The 15632-nt window shown below is 43.0% G+C and carries 15 protein-coding genes, 2 rRNA genes and 1 riboswitch; of the genes, 1 reads left to right on the top strand and 16 read right to left on the bottom strand.

Annotated features, from left to right (window positions below; all coding sequences use genetic code 11):
- Positions 1–8: 8 nt before the first annotated feature.
- Positions 9–1727 (bottom strand): adenine deaminase C-terminal domain-containing protein, encoded by a 1719-nt coding sequence (locus G8782_RS16495; RefSeq protein ID WP_172373230.1) that lies wholly within the window; start codon positions 1725–1727, stop codon positions 9–11.
- 347 nt (positions 1728–2074) lie between these two features.
- Here G8782_RS16495 and G8782_RS16490 point away from each other — a divergent pair, with 347 nt between their 5' ends.
- Positions 2075–2326 carry a hypothetical protein gene (locus G8782_RS16490; RefSeq protein ID WP_172373228.1) on the top strand — a complete coding sequence of 84 codons (252 nt, stop codon included), beginning with the start codon at positions 2075–2077 and terminating at the stop codon, positions 2324–2326.
- Between the two features lie 64 nt (positions 2327–2390).
- Here G8782_RS16490 and tsaA read toward each other — a convergent pair whose 3' ends face one another.
- The 15 genes from tsaA to G8782_RS16415 form a co-directional block, all read right to left on the bottom strand.
- On the bottom strand, positions 2391–2852 hold the full coding sequence (gene tsaA / locus G8782_RS16485; RefSeq protein WP_172373226.1) for a tRNA (N6-threonylcarbamoyladenosine(37)-N6)-methyltransferase TrmO: 462 nt from the start codon (positions 2850–2852) through the stop codon (positions 2391–2393).
- A gap of 416 nt (positions 2853–3268) precedes the next feature.
- Positions 3269–4528, bottom strand: coding sequence for a phosphoribosylamine--glycine ligase (gene purD, locus G8782_RS16480; RefSeq protein WP_172373224.1), 1260 nt, complete (start codon positions 4526–4528; stop codon positions 3269–3271).
- A gap of 13 nt (positions 4529–4541) precedes the next feature.
- Complete coding sequence (purH, locus tag G8782_RS16475; RefSeq protein WP_172373222.1) at positions 4542–6077, bottom strand: bifunctional phosphoribosylaminoimidazolecarboxamide formyltransferase/IMP cyclohydrolase; 1536 nt, start codon at positions 6075–6077, stop codon at positions 4542–4544.
- A 40-nt stretch (positions 6078–6117) separates the two neighbouring features.
- Positions 6118–6687: a phosphoribosylglycinamide formyltransferase gene (gene purN / locus G8782_RS16470; protein ID WP_172373220.1), complete on the bottom strand. Its 570-nt coding sequence runs from the start codon at positions 6685–6687 to the stop codon at positions 6118–6120.
- The gene (gene purM / locus G8782_RS16465) at positions 6687–7742 is read right to left on the bottom strand and encodes a phosphoribosylformylglycinamidine cyclo-ligase (RefSeq protein ID WP_172373218.1); all 1056 of its coding nucleotides are present in this window, start codon (positions 7740–7742) and stop codon (positions 6687–6689) included. The genes purN and purM overlap by 1 nt, the downstream gene beginning before the upstream one ends.
- An 11-nt stretch (positions 7743–7753) precedes the next feature.
- On the bottom strand, positions 7754–9178 hold the full coding sequence (purF, locus tag G8782_RS16460) for an amidophosphoribosyltransferase (RefSeq protein WP_172373216.1): 1425 nt from the start codon (positions 9176–9178) through the stop codon (positions 7754–7756).
- A complete protein-coding gene (gene purL, locus G8782_RS16455; protein WP_172373214.1) occupies positions 9154–11382 on the bottom strand; it encodes a phosphoribosylformylglycinamidine synthase subunit PurL in 2229 nt (742 codons plus the stop codon). Before purL ends, purF begins: the two co-directional genes overlap by 25 nt.
- Positions 11366–12052, bottom strand: coding sequence for a phosphoribosylformylglycinamidine synthase subunit PurQ (purQ, locus tag G8782_RS16450; RefSeq protein WP_172373212.1), 687 nt, complete (start codon positions 12050–12052; stop codon positions 11366–11368). The genes purL and purQ overlap by 17 nt, the downstream gene beginning before the upstream one ends.
- A 5-nt stretch (positions 12053–12057) precedes the next feature.
- Complete coding sequence (gene purS, locus G8782_RS16445; RefSeq protein ID WP_172373210.1) at positions 12058–12303, bottom strand: phosphoribosylformylglycinamidine synthase subunit PurS; 246 nt, start codon at positions 12301–12303, stop codon at positions 12058–12060.
- Positions 12304–12374: 71 nt separating this feature from the next.
- Positions 12375–13496 carry a 5-(carboxyamino)imidazole ribonucleotide synthase gene (gene purK / locus G8782_RS16440; protein ID WP_172373200.1) on the bottom strand — a complete coding sequence of 374 codons (1122 nt, stop codon included), beginning with the start codon at positions 13494–13496 and terminating at the stop codon, positions 12375–12377.
- Positions 13493–13981 (bottom strand): 5-(carboxyamino)imidazole ribonucleotide mutase, encoded by a 489-nt coding sequence (purE, locus tag G8782_RS16435; protein WP_172373198.1) that lies wholly within the window; start codon positions 13979–13981, stop codon positions 13493–13495. The genes purK and purE overlap by 4 nt, the downstream gene beginning before the upstream one ends.
- 182 nt (positions 13982–14163) lie before the next feature.
- Positions 14164–14263, bottom strand: a riboswitch (purine riboswitch).
- A 78-nt stretch (positions 14264–14341) separates the two neighbouring features.
- Positions 14342–14527, bottom strand: coding sequence for an NETI motif-containing protein (locus tag G8782_RS16430; protein WP_172373189.1), 186 nt, complete (start codon positions 14525–14527; stop codon positions 14342–14344).
- Positions 14524–15045 carry a DUF2179 domain-containing protein gene (locus tag G8782_RS16425; RefSeq protein ID WP_172373479.1) on the bottom strand — a complete coding sequence of 174 codons (522 nt, stop codon included), beginning with the start codon at positions 15043–15045 and terminating at the stop codon, positions 14524–14526. The genes G8782_RS16430 and G8782_RS16425 overlap by 4 nt, the downstream gene beginning before the upstream one ends.
- Before the next feature lie 231 nt (positions 15046–15276).
- Positions 15277–15392: ribosomal RNA gene (gene rrf / locus G8782_RS16420) — 5S ribosomal RNA — on the bottom strand.
- An 83-nt stretch (positions 15393–15475) separates the two neighbouring features.
- Positions 15476–15632 (bottom strand): 23S ribosomal RNA (locus G8782_RS16415); the annotation flags it as partial.

Genomic DNA, 15632 nt, shown 5'->3' with positions numbered 1-15632 from the left:
TTCTTCTCCTATCTTTCCGTCACTGGAATGAGTACTTTGTTTTTCAAGACATCATAGATACCGACCTGCGTAATTCGGACATACGGCAGATGGGTCGATTGTAAAAATAAAAATGTATAAACTGCATCGGCGAAATGATAGCCTCGTTCTTTTAAGGCAGATTTAAGTTCGAGTTCTTGTTCGATAAGTTTTTCCATCGGTTCCGCAGATAAGCCGCCGCCAATCGGGAGTGGAAGTGTTTTCAAGACTTGTCCATTTTCAGTGAGTACCATACCGCCGCCAATCCGCTTCATTTCATTGTATGCAGTTAACATGGCAGACTTGTCCTTTCCTACCAAAATAATATCTCCCGTGTTGGAATAGGATGTTGCAAACCCTTGTACATGCGTAGCGAATCCTTTTAATATCGTATTCACGCGCCATTTTCCTTTTTTATCAATTAACACTAGAAAACTTTCATCGTGATTGTTTTTTAAACTATCAACTGACGTGTCAGTTGTTACTGAATACGGCTTTGTAATTACATCATTTACCATTTCTATGCCGGTTGATACGTCAAAGGAGAAATCCGCCATCGTTAGATTGAATTCCGGTTTAAATTGCGGAATGACTGACCAATCGATGGGAGGAAATGCATGTGGACATTCACCTTCTCGTTTCAACCAAACGCCTTTCGATAAAACATCCGTTGGTACTGGATTTCGTTCATCCGTCAAAAAATTTAATGTGGCAAATCGCCCAGTCGCAATAATTCCATGTAGGTCCGTCATATCGTAATAACGCGCAACATTATAAGACGCCATTAAATACGCGTCAATCGCTGGAACCCCCGAATCCAACGCAGCGCGAATGCATTTATCCATGACGCCGTCGCTATGGAAAGCTGGTGTCGAGCCATCTGTCGTCATCATTAAATGGCCGAAAACATTCAGTTCTTTTTCAACAATATCCTTTAATAAATTTGGTAGATCCGGACGGATGGATGAATGACGAAGTGTTACGGCATAGCCGTGCAATAATCTGCTTTCAACTTCTTCTACTGTCATCGCTTCGTGATCGCCGTCAATCCCAAGTAATTTCATCCGCGTAAGCGTTCTTTCCGAAGCGCCCGGTAAGTGGCCTTCAATCTTTTTACCAGCTAATTTTGCCTCACGAACGGAAGCCACCATCGCAGGGTCCCCGCCCATGAGACGAGGCCACCCCGTTAATTCGCCGCCCATCAATACTTCAGGTCGTTCTAGCCATTCCTTTATCGACTCAAGGTTATAAAGCTCCGCCTCGTTTTGAAGCACCGTCTGCGAATCAAACCTCGCCCACCAATAAAATGAAAACGGCAATTTATTTAATTCGTCAAGTAGTGAAAATGAGGTTTCATTTGCTAGGGACATGAATAATGTAAGATTATCTGCGATAAACGTCGTAGTTCCTAGACGGCCAGCGTATTCTGCGAACGTTCTCGGGTTATAAAGCTGAAACGGATGGACATGCGGTTCAATATAGCCCGGAACAATTCTCTTTTCCGTCGCATCTACAATTTCCGTACCATTTGTCATGGCCGGCATTTCTTTCCCGACATAAACAATCCTGTCCCCTGAAATCCAGATGTTGCCGGTCAACCATTTTTTATAAATAGAATGCAGATATGTAGCGTTACCAATCACGAGATCCGGTGCTTTTTTGCCGTCAATAATATGTAGTTGTTCCTGTATGACATGATTCTCCCACATTGAATTCGCTCCTTTTACTACTATTTCTTTGTTATTAATCGTAGCACAGCGAAGCTTATAAAAATAGTGAGCGATAAAAACAAGGATTTTATACATTCATAGCGAATATAGTAGAATTGAATTAGATAGGATTTGATAATATGCAATATAATGAAGAAATGCGACGGAATATGATAAAGGGATAAGGCGGATGTTTCCTTCATATGATTCTATATTTAGACTCGTGCAAGTAATCTTCGAACAAATACAGAGAAGGAGGCGAGCCTACTCAATGTTAGAGCAAGCGGGGGTAGGTAATATCGCGATTTTCTTTCAAACAAATATGTTGAATAGAGGGAGGAATGAGAATGGTTTGGGACATCATCGGACCAATACTTTTAATACTTTTTACTGGTATTGCAGCATGGGGAATTATCGGGTATATACAAAAAGATTTATATCTACTTATCGTAGGAGCGGTTGCTGAACTTTTAATCTGTTATATTTTTGGATCCTCTATCGGCAAACTACTCCTGATTGTTCCCTTATTACAGTTGGGATTGGCTGGATTTATCATTTATAAGAAAATAAACAGCAATTATAAAAAGGTGAGTGATTAAACGCTTAATATAATCCTGATCTTGAGATATCTGATCATTCAAGATCAGGATTATTTTTATTGGTTTAATTCCAATAATCTTTCATCAGTTCAGTAGACCATTGTGCCTGTTTTATTTCTTTCTTCGGAAGAAATTCTTTCATGACTGGTTTTATATCAATAATTGGAGTACCATCAATTGCATCTAACCCTTTCACTATTAATCTTCTTCCATTATGTTCGATTAGCTCAACGGTAGTTAACCCTAATTTGTTCGGTCTATTTTTTCCACGTTGCGCAAATATGCCTACCTTCGGGAATTGTTGATTATTACGAGGATTCCGGGCCCCGGATTGAATTTCTTCATCCAAAACTTTGTCAAAATAAAAAATGATTTCAAGGTGAGAAAATTCATCTATCCCTTGAAGAGAGGACTCATTCAATTCATCTACAAGTTCAATCTCTGAAACGGTGGATCCCCAATCGTCATCTTTAATCTTCGTTCTCGAATTACTTACAAATGCTATAGGTTTAATAAAAAATTCCAACCTCTGCCCACCTCTTAATTCATTTCATTCTACACATCCTAAATCTCTTTCTGTTCATGCCCCGACTGAATGCTTAATAATTAATAAATATTTCCATTCAGGCTCAAATATATTATAATCCGACTTATCAAAAATTACTATGTTTGCTTGTGGCATTTTTTCTAGTGTTAATCATTTACTAACACACCTTCACATGATTTATTAAAATTTACCGGCAATAAAGCCTAAGTCTCTATATGAAATTTTTCATACAAAGATGACTATGAGGAGAAAATTAGTTGAAAAATGGCAATGGAAGATGAAACGACCTAGCAGGCTTATACTCCAGAAGAGGAAATTCGATGCAGAAGCTCTGACTTCTAACCTTCAAGCATTAAAAAGTCCACTCTCCCAACTAAGAGAGAGCGGACTTCAATTTATTCAAACGTTCGCCAACCAATATCAGTACGGTAGAAAAACCCGTCCCATTCCAGGTATGATAAACCTTCATAAACACTTTTCTGTGCTTCTTTTAAAGAGTCTGCTTTCGCCGCAATTAGAATTACTCGGCCACCGTCACCGACAAAGTTTCCGTCATACAATTTTGTTCCTGCATGAAAAACATCTAATCCTTGTCTTGATAGTGAATCTAAATTCGGTAATACGCTCCCTTTCAAAACAGCTTCAGGATACCCATCGGAAGCAACAACAACGCCTAACATTGCTTTGTCATTCCACTCCAAATCAAACGGTTTACTAGCCATAAGTGCAGTCATAAATTCACCGAAATCAGATGCCATGCGCGGAAGAACGACTTGTGCTTCCGGATCTCCGAAGCGCGCGTTGAATTCAATCACTTTCGGACCATCCTCTGTGAGTATTAAACCTGCATACAAAATTCCCGTAAACGGAGTCCCTTCAGCCGCCATCGCTTCAACAGTCGGAACGACGACTTTTTCATAGGCTTCATCCACGACTTCTTGTGAAATTTGCGGAACAGGCGAATACGCGCCCATTCCCCCTGTATTCGGTCCCCTGTCGCCGTCATACGCGCGCTTATGATCTTGCGCGATAACCATTGGGTAAATCTGTCCGTCATGAACAAACGACATATATGAGAACTCTTCGCCGTCCAAGAACTCCTCGATGACAACACGAGATGATGATTCGCCGAATTTTTGATTGCCAATCATATCGTCCACCGCCGCCATCGCTTCTTCAAGCGTCATCGCAACGATAACACCTTTTCCAGCCGCGAGTCCATCCGCTTTGACGACAATCGGCGCGCCTTTTTCACGGATGAATGCTTTCGCCTCTTCCGCGTCTGTAAACGTTCCGTAACCAGCTGTTGGAATATTATATTTCGCCATAAGTTCCTTGGCGAATGATTTACTGCCTTCAATGAGTGCCGCCGCTTTCGTCGGACCGAAAGCTTGTAATCCGCGTTCCGCGAAGTAATCAACGATGCCTTCTGCTAGTGGTTGTTCAGGACCGACAAATGTTAAATCAATGTCGTTTTCTTTCGCGAATGAAGCGAGTGCTTCGAAATCTGTGGCGCTAATCCCGATACATTCAGCGACATCTTTCATGCCAGCATTGCCAGGTGCAACAAATACTTTATTGACCGAAGGGGAGACATTGAACTGTCTGGCAATCGCGTGCTCACGACCGCCGCTCCCGATAACGAGTACCTTCAATGCATTATCCTCCTTAGTGTTTGAAATGCCGAACGCCGGTCATTACCATTGTAATCCCGTATTCGTTCGCTTTCTTAATTGAATCTTCGTCTTTCACAGAGCCGCCCGGCTGGATAATTGCCGTAATGCCCGCTTTCGCAGCTGCTTCGACTGTATCGTCCATCGGGAAAAATGCGTCTGATGCAAGCGCCGCACCTTTTGCACGCTCGCCTGCTTGGGTAAGCGCAATATTCGCCGCACCGACACGGTTCATCTGCCCCGCACCGACGCCGAGCGTCATATGATCATCAGACACGACAATTGCGTTCGACTTCACATGTTTAACAACTGCCCAGCCAAGTTTCATCGCTTCCCATTCAGCTTCCGTCGGCTCACGGTCTGTCGCGACGCGAATGTCTGCATTCGCAAATCCATATGCATCAGGCTCTTGCATCAAAAGTCCGCCTTCTACAGAAACTGTATTCCAGTTGTCTTGTTTGTTTTGTTCAAATGAAATAGTCAGTAGACGAATGTTTTTCTTCTTCGTTAGAATCTCAATCGCATCTTCTGTGAATGAAGGCGCGATGATAATTTCAAGGAATATACCTGATAACTTCTCAGCAGTTGCCCCATCCACTTCACGGTTCAAAGCAATAATGCCGCCGAAAATGGACACTGGATCTGCTTCGTATGCTTTATTGAACGCATCGAAAATCGTTTCGCCAGTACCAACACCGCAAGGATTCATATGTTTAACTGCTACTGCTGCAGCGCCTTCAAATTCTTTCACGATTTGAATCGCAGCGTTCGCATCTTGAATGTTATTGTACGAAAGTTCTTTGCCGTGCAGCTGATTCGCATACGCAATCGAGAAGTCCGAACCAAGTGGACGACTGTAAAATGCCGCTTTTTGATGCGGATTTTCACCGTAACGAAGCGGTTGTTTTAATTCGTATGTATAAGTGACTTGCTCCGGGAATTCTTCTCCCGCAAGATCCGTTAGGAAATTCGCAATCAATGCATCGTAAGCTGCAGTATGGCGGAAAACTTTCGCCGCAAGACGTCTGCGTGTTTCATTGGTCGTTTTCCCGTCTGTTTTTAATTCCTCAAGAACTTGGTCGTAATCTTTTGCATCGACAATAACCGTGACATATGCATGGTTTTTCGCAGATGCACGAAGCATTGCAGGACCGCCGACATCAATATTTTCAATCGCATCCTCAGTGGATACATCAGGTTTTGAAATCGTTTCTTTGAACGGATACAAGTTGACACAAACGATATCAATCGGCTGGATGCCATGCTCTTTCATTTGCGCTTGATGTGTTGGATCATCTTGTTTGGCAAGAAGTCCCCCGTGGATTAACGGGTTAAGTGTCTTCACGCGCCCTTCCATGATTTCAGGGAATCCCGTCACTTCGTCGACAGCCGTTACCGCGACACCGTTGTCCGCCAAATGTTTCATCGTTCCGCCTGTAGATAATAATTCATAGCCGAGACTTTCTAGAGCTTTTGCAAATTCCAAAATCCCGCTTTTGTCCGACACGCTTAGCAGTGCACGTTTTTTCACGAATAAAACCCTCCGTTTTATAAAATTAGTAGTTTACCACTCAGTGAAATAGTTGGGCCAAAGTATCTTTATATAAGAAATGTTCAACAGCGTGAATTGCCTCCGCCGTCTTTTCAGCGTCGCCGTCTACAACATCAACTGCGCACTGCGCAAGTATCGGTCCCGTATCCATTCCTTCATCGACAAGATGAACGGTAACTCCAGTGACTTTTACGCCGTGCTCGATTGCTTGTCCAATCGCATCTTTTCCTGGAAAAGACGGTAGAAGCGAAGGATGAATATTGACGATTCGCGATGGGTAGGCAGCGAGAAGCGTATGCCCGACTAGTCGCATATAGCCCGCAAGTACAAGCCATTCCGCCCCTGCTTCTTGAAGCGACTCTAGAATTGCTGCCTCGTAGAATTCTCTAGACTCGTAATCTTTCGGACGAAATGCAGCAACTGGAATGCCGGCCATTTCAGCGCGTTCTACTACATACGCCTCGGGTTTATTTGTCACGACTAGAGCAATTTCCGCATTTAACTCGCCGTTCCTGCATGCCTCTTCGATTGCTGCGAAATTACTTCCGCTTCCGGAAGCGAATACAGCAATTTTTGTTTTCCGTGTCATTAAGCCAGGCTCCCGTCATGCTCGCCGTTAAACACGACGCCTTCTCCCGCAATCACACGACCGAACTTAAACGCTTTTTCACCATGTTCAGCTGCAATTTGGAGCGCCTTCTCAGCTTCCTCTTCTGGTAAAGCAACGACAAATCCAATCCCCATATTAAATACGCTATATAGGTCCTTATCCGAAAGTGAACCTTTTTCTTTTAGCATATTGAATACTGGCAAGACTTCCCATGAGCCGAGTTCAACTTCTGCTGCGAATCCATCCGGCAACATGCGCGGCAAATTTTCAAAGAAACCGCCACCCGTAATATGCCCCATTGAATGGATATCGAGTTGTTTATGCATCGCTAATACAGGCTTTGCATAGATTTTCGTTGGCTCAAGAAGCGCATTCCCGACTGTTCCCAGCTCTTCATACCCCGCGATCAAACTATTAATTTCATAGCCTTCATCCTCGAGAACGATTTTACGAACAAGTGAAAATCCGTTCGAATGGATTCCGCTAGAAGCAATTCCTACTAATACATCGCCTTCAACTACTCTTTCGCCTGTAACAACATCGCTCTTTTCACAAGCGCCAACTGCAAAACCAGCAAGATCATATTCATTCACGTCGTAAAGTCCTGGCATCTCGGCTGTTTCTCCGCCGATTAACGCCGCTCCCGACTGAACGCATCCATCTGCGATTCCTTTTACAATGGCTTCAACTTTTTCAGGCACTGCTTTTCCAAGCGCGATATAATCAAGAAAATATAACGGTTCCGCACCTTGTGCGACGATATCATTCACACACATAGCGACACAATCGACACCGATCGTGTCATGTTTATCAGCCATGAAAGCCAATTTCAATTTCGTGCCAACACCGTCAGTTCCAGAGATCAATACCGGCTCTTTATAATCAAGTGCTGACAAATCGAACATTCCGCCGAAGCCGCCAAAAGTACCTGCGACTCCTTTTCTTACCGTGCGCGCAACATGGGATTTCATACGCTCAACCGATTCATAACCCGCTTCAATATTGACTCCCGCTTTTTCATAAGCATTCGACATGGAAAAGCCCCCTATCTAACAGTTTCTTTTTCGTGTGGCATAACTGTATCCGCATAAATCTCCGTCGGATAATCGCCTGTAAAGCACGCAAGACATTGCCCGCAATTTTTCGTTTTATCCGGTCGCCCAATTGACTCTAACATGCCTTCCGGCGATAAAAATGTCAGCGAATCCGCTTCAATTAATTCGCGAATTTCTTCAATAGAACGATTTGTCGCGATCAATTCAGAATCCGTACTAATATCAACGCCGTAAAAACATGGACTGACAAGCGGAGGCGATGCAATGACGACATGCACTTCTGTCGCGCCTGCTTCTTTCAACATTTTCACAATCCGCTTAGACGTCGTTCCGCGGACAATCGAATCATCCACCATGACGACCCGTTTACCATTCACAACTTGACGCACAGGAGATAATTTCATCTTGACACCTTGCTCACGTAATTCTTGTGAAGGTTGGATGAATGTTCTCCCTACGTAACGGCTTTTAATAAGTCCTAGTTCATATGGAATTCCGCTTTCTTCTGAAAAACCGATTGCAGCTGAAATGCTTGAATCCGGAACTCCAGTGACGACATCCGCCTCAATCTGCACTTCACGCGCCAGCCTCTTGCCGCAACGCTTCCGTGCCGAGTGGATATTGATTCCGTCGATGTCCGAGTCAGGTCGTGCAAAATAAACATATTCCATCGAGCACATGGCAGAATCTGCAGCTGGTGCAAACCGTTCTGAATGAAGACCTTGGTCATTAATAATGATTAATTCGCCCGGTTCAACCGAACGCACGCTTTGGGCACCGATAATATCGAATGCGCATGTTTCCGATGCCACAACCCACGCATCCCCCATTTTCCCCAAGGATAATGGGCGAAGACCGTTTGGATCCTGCGCAATCAGTAAACCGTCTTCTGTTAAAATGACAAACGCAAAAGCGCCTCTAAGCATCGACAATGCTTTTTTCACGCGGTCGCGCTGTCTAGGTGTCCCATTACTTCTTTTAATTAAATGGGCAAGCACCTCGGTATCCGAATTCGTCTGAAAAATACTGCCTTGTCGCTCAAGATGCTCCCGAAGTTCTGCTGCATTTACGATGTTGCCGTTATGCGCGACCGAGAGACTTCCCGTCGTTGAACGAAAAACGAGCGGTTGAACATTTTCAATGCCACGACCATTCTCTGACGAATAACGCACTTGTCCAATTGCAGCGTTTCCCGTCAAGCTGTTTATTTCATCGCCGGAAAACACTTCATTCACCAGACCTTCGCCTTTATGCACATGAAGTCCTTTGCTATCCTTCGTAACGATACCAGCGCCTTCTTGACCACGATGTTGCAATGCGTGCAGACCATAATAACTGATCTGCGCCGCATCCTCATGACCCCAAATTCCAAACACGCCGCACTCTTCGTTTAAGCCTCTGAGTTCAGCAAGCATTGAATTGCCCCTCTCCAAGCAGAACGGAACTCTTCAACCGTTCCGTCGATTAATACCGTGTCTTCACCGTTAACAACAATTCGATCAGTATCAGTAACTACGCCAACTTTCATCGCATCTTTTACAGCAGCTTCAAAAGCTTCAGCATTTTCTTTCTTAACCGAAACAAGATAACGCGATTGCGATTCACTGAACAAAGCAGTGACTGCTGACCCGGAAATAGTCACATTTGCACCAAGTCCATTAGCGCCAAATGCTTTTTCACAAAGCGCAACCGCAAATCCGCCTTCTGACAAGTCAGTTGCTGATTCAACAAGGTTATTTTGTATTGCAGTAAGAAGTTCTTTTTGTCTAGAAGCTTCTACGTCTAAATCAATGGAAGGAGCTTGTCCAGAAATCTTGCCCTCTTGCATTTGCTGTAGTTCGCTGCCACCAAAATCAAGCTTTGTTTCACCAATCAAATAGATAACATCATCAGCATTTTTAAATTCAGTTGTCGTAACGTGAGATAAATCGTGAACCAATCCAACCATCCCGATTGTCGGCGTCGGATAAATTGCTACACCGTTCACTTCATTCGACATCGAAACGTTACCGCTAATCACTGGCGCATTTAACTTGATGCATGCCTCTGAAATCCCGGCCGCTGATTTCTCAAACTGCCAGAACACTTCTGGCTTATCCGGATTTCCGAAGTTCAAGCAGTCCGTAATCGCAATCGGTTCAGCGCCCGAACAAATAATGTTTCTTGCCGCTTCCGCAACCGCAATTTTCCCACCTGTTTCCGGATCCAGATAAACATAACGCGAGTTGCAATCAGAAGTCATTGCCAACCCTTTGTTCGTGCCCTCGACACGGATTACACCCGCGGATGAACCTGGCGCGACAACTGTATTTCGGCGAACATGCGTATCAAATTGGTTATATACCCATTCCTTCGACGCGATTGTTGGACGTTGTAAAAGTGCTTTTAATGTTTCGCTTAAATCTTCAACAACTGGTTCAGACATTTCCATTGCTTGAAATTCTTTAAAGTAATCTGGTTCCGCTGATTCTTTATAATAAACCGGCGCATCTTCAGCAAGTGCATCTGCTGATACTTCCGCCACTACTTCACCTTTATGGAGTAAACGGAGCATTTTATCATCCGTTACTTTTCCAATTGAAACTGCTTCAACGCCGTATTTTGCAAAAAGATCGGTTACTTCTTGTTCGCGACCTTTTTTCACGACGATTAACATACGTTCTTGAGATTCTGAAAGCATCATTTCATATGCAGTCATTCCCTCTTCACGTTGCGGCACTAGATCCAAATTCATTTCAACGCCGTATCCGGCACTTGATGCCATTTCAGCAGATGCAGATGAAAGTCCAGCCGCACCCATATCTTGTATCCCAATAAGCGCATCTGATTTTACAAGTTCAAGACATGCATCCATCACAAGTTTTTCAAGAAACGGATCGCCGGCTTGCATGACTGGCAACTCACCATCTTCTTCAACTGTTAATTCAGAAGAGGACATCGTTGCTCCATGTATGCCATCGCGTCCTGTTTTAGCGCCAGCATACATGACAGTATTACCAACACCCGCAGCAACACCTTTTTGAATATCTTCATGATTAAGCAACCCAACTGCCATCGCATTTACGAGTGGACGCTTCGAATAGCAATTATCGAATTGCACTTCACCCGCAATTGTTGGAATTCCAATTCCGTTTCCGTAACTAGCAATACCCGCAACTGCTTCTTTGAATAAGAAACGGTCTCGCTCCTCTGTCAAATCCCCAAGACGAAGCGAATTGACAAGTGCTACTGGGCGTGCACCCATTGAAAATACATCGCGAAGAACCCCGCCCGCGCCTGTCGCTGCACCGATAAACGGTTCAATAGCGGATGGCGAGTTATGTGATTCCATTTTGAAAACTGCTGCTTGGTTATCGCCGATGTCAACAATCCCCGCACCTTCACCAGGACCTTGAAGAACACGTTCGCCACTAGTCGGAAACTTTTTCAAAATCGGTTTCGAGCTTTTATATGAACAGTGTTCGGACCAAAGAGCCGAAAACAATCCTGTTTCTGTATAGTTTGGTAAGCGACCCATGCTTTTTACCGCAAGTTCGAATTCTTCATCAGTCATTCCCATTTGACGGTACAATTTCTCATCTTGAATTTGCTCTGCGCTTGGTTCATGATTGGTTGACATTGTTTTCATTCCACCTTTTCAAAATTGACTTGAATAGAGGCAATCCATCGGTACCACCGATAAGCTCTTCGATCGCACGTTCAGGTAACGGCAATATTCCTAGCACGTTTCCATATTCATTCAAAACACCCGCGATTTTTTCAGTACTGCCATTATCGTTTTCGTCTTTATAGGTAAATGTGATTTGTCCATTTTCATTTAACTCAGCTAACGTCGTTTTATCGACGTAATAATTTCCGTATGCTTGCGCAAATGGAATCGTAATTTCTTGTCCTTCGTCATATTCAGAAGTAAAGATGGAATCCGCATTTTCAACTTTCAACTTTGCATTGCCCGATTTAAAAAGCAATTCTTTATTTTGAAGAAAAGCACCCGGCAACAGATGTAATTCCGTTAAAATTTGAAAACCGTTACCAACACCTAATACAGGCTTCTTAGATTCGACAAATGAGATCAAGCTTTCCACTGCTGGAGAACCTTTAGCCAGTGCACCCGGGCGAAGATAATCCCCATAAGACGATCCGCTTGGTATGATCACCGCATCAAAGTCTTCTAAATTAGCCTCAGTATGCCAAACATAATCCGCTTTTTCACCAAGCACTTCATTGATCGCATGGTGCATATCTACATCGCAACTTGAACCTGGAAAAACAAGAATAGCAAACTTCATCGGATTCAAGCCTCCTCGATTTCATAACGGTAGTCTTCAATCACTTTATTAATAAGAAGCTTGTCGCACATCTCTTTCACACGCGCATCAATATCAGTTGTCGTTTCATCAATCTCAAGTTCAATTAACTTCCCGATTCGAACACTCGTCACTTCAGCAAAGCCCATATTTTTTAGTGCGTCTGTTGTAGCAATTCCTTGTGGATCAACAACACTTTCACGAAGTGTCACATATACGTTTACTTTTGTCATGTTAGTTCCTCCTGAATGAAGTTTCATTTCTTCAATTAATGAATGCCGTGTGAATTAGAAAATTTCTTTGTTTAGTCTGACCAAATACCTGTCGAATCAATTTCATTTAATGTCGACTCAATGCTCTCCGTCATAATGGTGATATGCCCCATTTTACGTTGCAGTTTCGCTTCTGCTTTGCCATATAAATGGATTGACCAATCGGGATACTTTTGAAATGCTTCGTTTAAAGCTTCGACATGCTCTCCAAGTACATTAACCATAATACACGGTGCCCAAAGCTTTGGTTTTCGAAGCGGCCAACCGCAAATCGCACGAATATGCTGGTGAAACTGTGAAATATTACATGCCTCAATTGAATAATGTCCCGAATTATGCGGTCTCGGGGCAAGTTCATTAATCACGATATCACCATCATTGAGCACGAACATTTCTACTGCTAGCGTACCGACAAGTTCCAAATGATTTGCAATTTTAGTTGCCGCTTCTTCAGCTTTCACCAAAACATTTTCCTCTACCCGCGCCGGTACAATCGATTCGTGCAGTATATGATTCTTATGGATATTTTCCGAAATGGGCAAGCAATAAGATTCACCAGCAGCATTTCGCTGGATAATAACAGAGATTTCTTTTTCAAAAGGAACAAATGCTTCTGCTATACAAGGTGAATTTTTAAATAAAGCCTCTGCTTCATCTAAATCTTCTAGTGAATCTAATTTAACTTGTCCTTTTCCGTCATAGCCGCCGAATGCAGTTTTTACAATGCAAGGAAAACCTACATTATCAATTTTACTTTTCAGTTCTTCAAAGGTTTCAGCCGTAATATAGTCGGCAACGGGAGCACCCGATGCAGTTATTTCGGCTTTTTCGTTCATGCGGTTTTGCGTAATTCGAACAAGTTCAGATCCTTGTGGAACATATGCCGTCTCGCATAATGTTTTCAAGCCTTCATAATCGATATTCTCAAATTCGTACGTGATAACATCGCTAACCTCTGCAAGTTCCTTTAAAGCTGCTTCATCATTATACGGAGCAACTATTCGAATATCCGCGATTTGTCCGCAAGGGGAATCCTCAGTTGGATCCAATACCGCAATTTTGAATCCGGCCTCTTTTGCGGCTACTCCCATCATGCGGCCAAGCTGTCCACCGCCTATAATTCCTATAACCTTTCCGGGATAGATCACCTTCAAACTAAATCACCACTGCTTTCTAGTGCCATTTCCTTCATTTTCAACCGACGTTCATTTATCCGATTCATTAAATCTTTATCTGTAATCCCAAGCATTTGAGCGGCTAGAAGTCCGGCGTTTGTAGCTCCTGCTTTCCCAATGGAAACTGTCGCGACCGGAACACCGCCCGGCATTTGAACAATTGAAAGCAAAGAATCCATGCCATTAAGGGCTTGCGACTGAATTGGAACACCAATTACCGGCAATAAAGTTTTAGAAGCAACCATACCTGGTAAATGAGCCGCTCCGCCAGCACCAGCAATAATTACTGATAATCCGTGTTTCTCGGCTTGCTCAGCATATTCAAACATGTAATCCGGTGTTCTGTGCGCTGAAACAACTTTCTTTTCATAAGAAACTTCAAGCTCGTCCAAAACTTCGCACGCATGTCTCATTGTTTCCCAATCACTTTTACTTCCCATAATAACTCCGATTTTCGGCGCCACAATTATTCCGCTCCTTTAAGATAAAAGTTCATTATTTACTATCAGGTGTTTTTAAAATCAAAAAAAACCTCGAATAAACTACTTTCCACTGAACATGAAAAGCAGATCATTCGAGGATATATAATATGCGTTAAGATGACTGTGCTCATTCCTAAGGACACACACCTTTCGCTATCATTTCCTAAAAAGTCGCTTTCCCGCATAGTCCAGACATTAAGGTGTCACGGTAGAAACACTGAAGCCAATTCTTCAGTTTATATGGGGATTCTGAATTACATTACTTATTTTATCAATAAACATGCCATTCGTCAACGTAAAAGCGAACATTTAAGCGACATCAAAAATTATCGTTCGGCTTTTTTACTTCAAAGTACCTTTGAACTTGATTATTTGACGAATCGGGACAATTTCTCCGTCAATATCTGAAAAAATCGGCTCCTCTTTTTTCCCGGCTACCTGATAGCCTTCCCGTTCCATCCTCTTCAAACACTCATCGATAGTTTCGTTTTCAGCAACCCCGAACCAAATCGTTTTCTTTTGTTTCATTTAAACAAATTACCTCTCTTAATTGACCTCACCCAGAACCCGCCATGAATCGCTTTTGGTTCATAAGAAATTATAAATGCCTTTGGGTCTAATTCTTTGATTGTCGTATAAAGTTTTAGTTCATATTTTCGGGGAGTCAGTATTTGAAGCGCGGATCGATTTCCTTCCATGCCATTTGCTGACCAGTCCGTTACACCATAACCTTGGTCTCTCAGCAATTTTGGTAGTAACTTATCCTCATCAGCTGTGATCACATTTACGGTTATATAGCCTAAAGCCATTTTCTCCTCTATTTTCGTGCCAATAATAACTCCGCAACCATATCCGACTGCGTAAGCGACCAAGTTTTGAATTTCATTCAGATTATCTAGCACAAGTCCAAGACCAACTACATAGATAACAATTTCAATCATACTGACACCAGCCGCAATATACCTATACCCTTTTAACGTTAAAATCATTCGAACCGTGAAAAATGTCACGTAAACGATGTTAATAGCAAAAATAATTAATACCATTAACAATACGACCACCCCTTTCTAGAAATAAACAAAACCTTATCCCAACACTTTTTAAAAATGAAAAACCACTACCTCATTGGCAATGGCTTTTAATGTCTTGCTGCTTCCGCGAGGTGTCTTGGTATGAATTCACAACATCCTCAACTGCGATTGACATTAATACAGCCTTCGGTTTTTCTTATGTATAAACAAAAAAAGCCACTACCATGTGGTAATGACTCTTTAAGTGCCTGGCAACGTCCTACTCTTGCAGGGGGAAGCCCCCAACTACCATCGGCGCTGAAGAGCTTAACTTCCGTGTTCGGTATGGGAACGGGTGTGACCTCTTCGCTATCGCCACCAGACTTCCTGAGCTTGTTCGCTCAAAACTGGATAAAACGAATGATAATGTTCACAAATCAGGGTCAATCAAACCCTTTTAACTTATTAGGTTAAGTCCTCGATCAATTAGTATCCGTCAGCTACGTACGTCGCCGCACTTACACCCCGGACCTATCAACCTCATCTTCTCTGAGGGATCTTACTTACTTGCGTAATGGGAAATCTCATCTTGAAGGGGGCTTCATGCTTAGATGCTTTCAGCA

Source organism: Sporosarcina jiandibaonis (genome assembly GCF_013184495.1).
GTDB lineage: Bacteria > Bacillota > Bacilli > Bacillales_A > Planococcaceae > Sporosarcina > Sporosarcina jiandibaonis.
Note: the sequence above shows the minus strand (reverse complement) of the source record. Positions and strands in the feature narration are given on the sequence as shown.

Coding starts and splice junctions, on each gene's coding strand:
- G8782_RS16495 (WP_172373230.1), bottom strand. CDS start 1,727: ATGTGGGAGAATCATGTCATACAGGAACAACTACATATTATTGACGGC.
- G8782_RS16490 (WP_172373228.1), top strand. CDS start 2,075: ATGGTTTGGGACATCATCGGACCAATACTTTTAATACTTTTTACTGGT.
- purN (WP_172373220.1), bottom strand. CDS start 6,687: ATGACACGGAAAACAAAAATTGCTGTATTCGCTTCCGGAAGCGGAAGT.
- purM (WP_172373218.1), bottom strand. CDS start 7,742: ATGTCGAATGCTTATGAAAAAGCGGGAGTCAATATTGAAGCGGGTTAT.
- purF (WP_172373216.1), bottom strand. CDS start 9,178: ATGCTTGCTGAACTCAGAGGCTTAAACGAAGAGTGCGGCGTGTTTGGA.
- purL (WP_172373214.1), bottom strand. CDS start 11,382: ATGTCAACCAATCATGAACCAAGCGCAGAGCAAATTCAAGATGAGAAA.
- purQ (WP_172373212.1), bottom strand. CDS start 12,052: ATGAAGTTTGCTATTCTTGTTTTTCCAGGTTCAAGTTGCGATGTAGAT.
- purS (WP_172373210.1), bottom strand. CDS start 12,303: ATGACAAAAGTAAACGTATATGTGACACTTCGTGAAAGTGTTGTTGAT.
- G8782_RS16430 (WP_172373189.1), bottom strand. CDS start 14,527: ATGAAACAAAAGAAAACGATTTGGTTCGGGGTTGCTGAAAACGAAACT.
- G8782_RS16425 (WP_172373479.1), bottom strand. CDS start 15,045: ATGGTATTAATTATTTTTGCTATTAACATCGTTTACGTGACATTTTTC.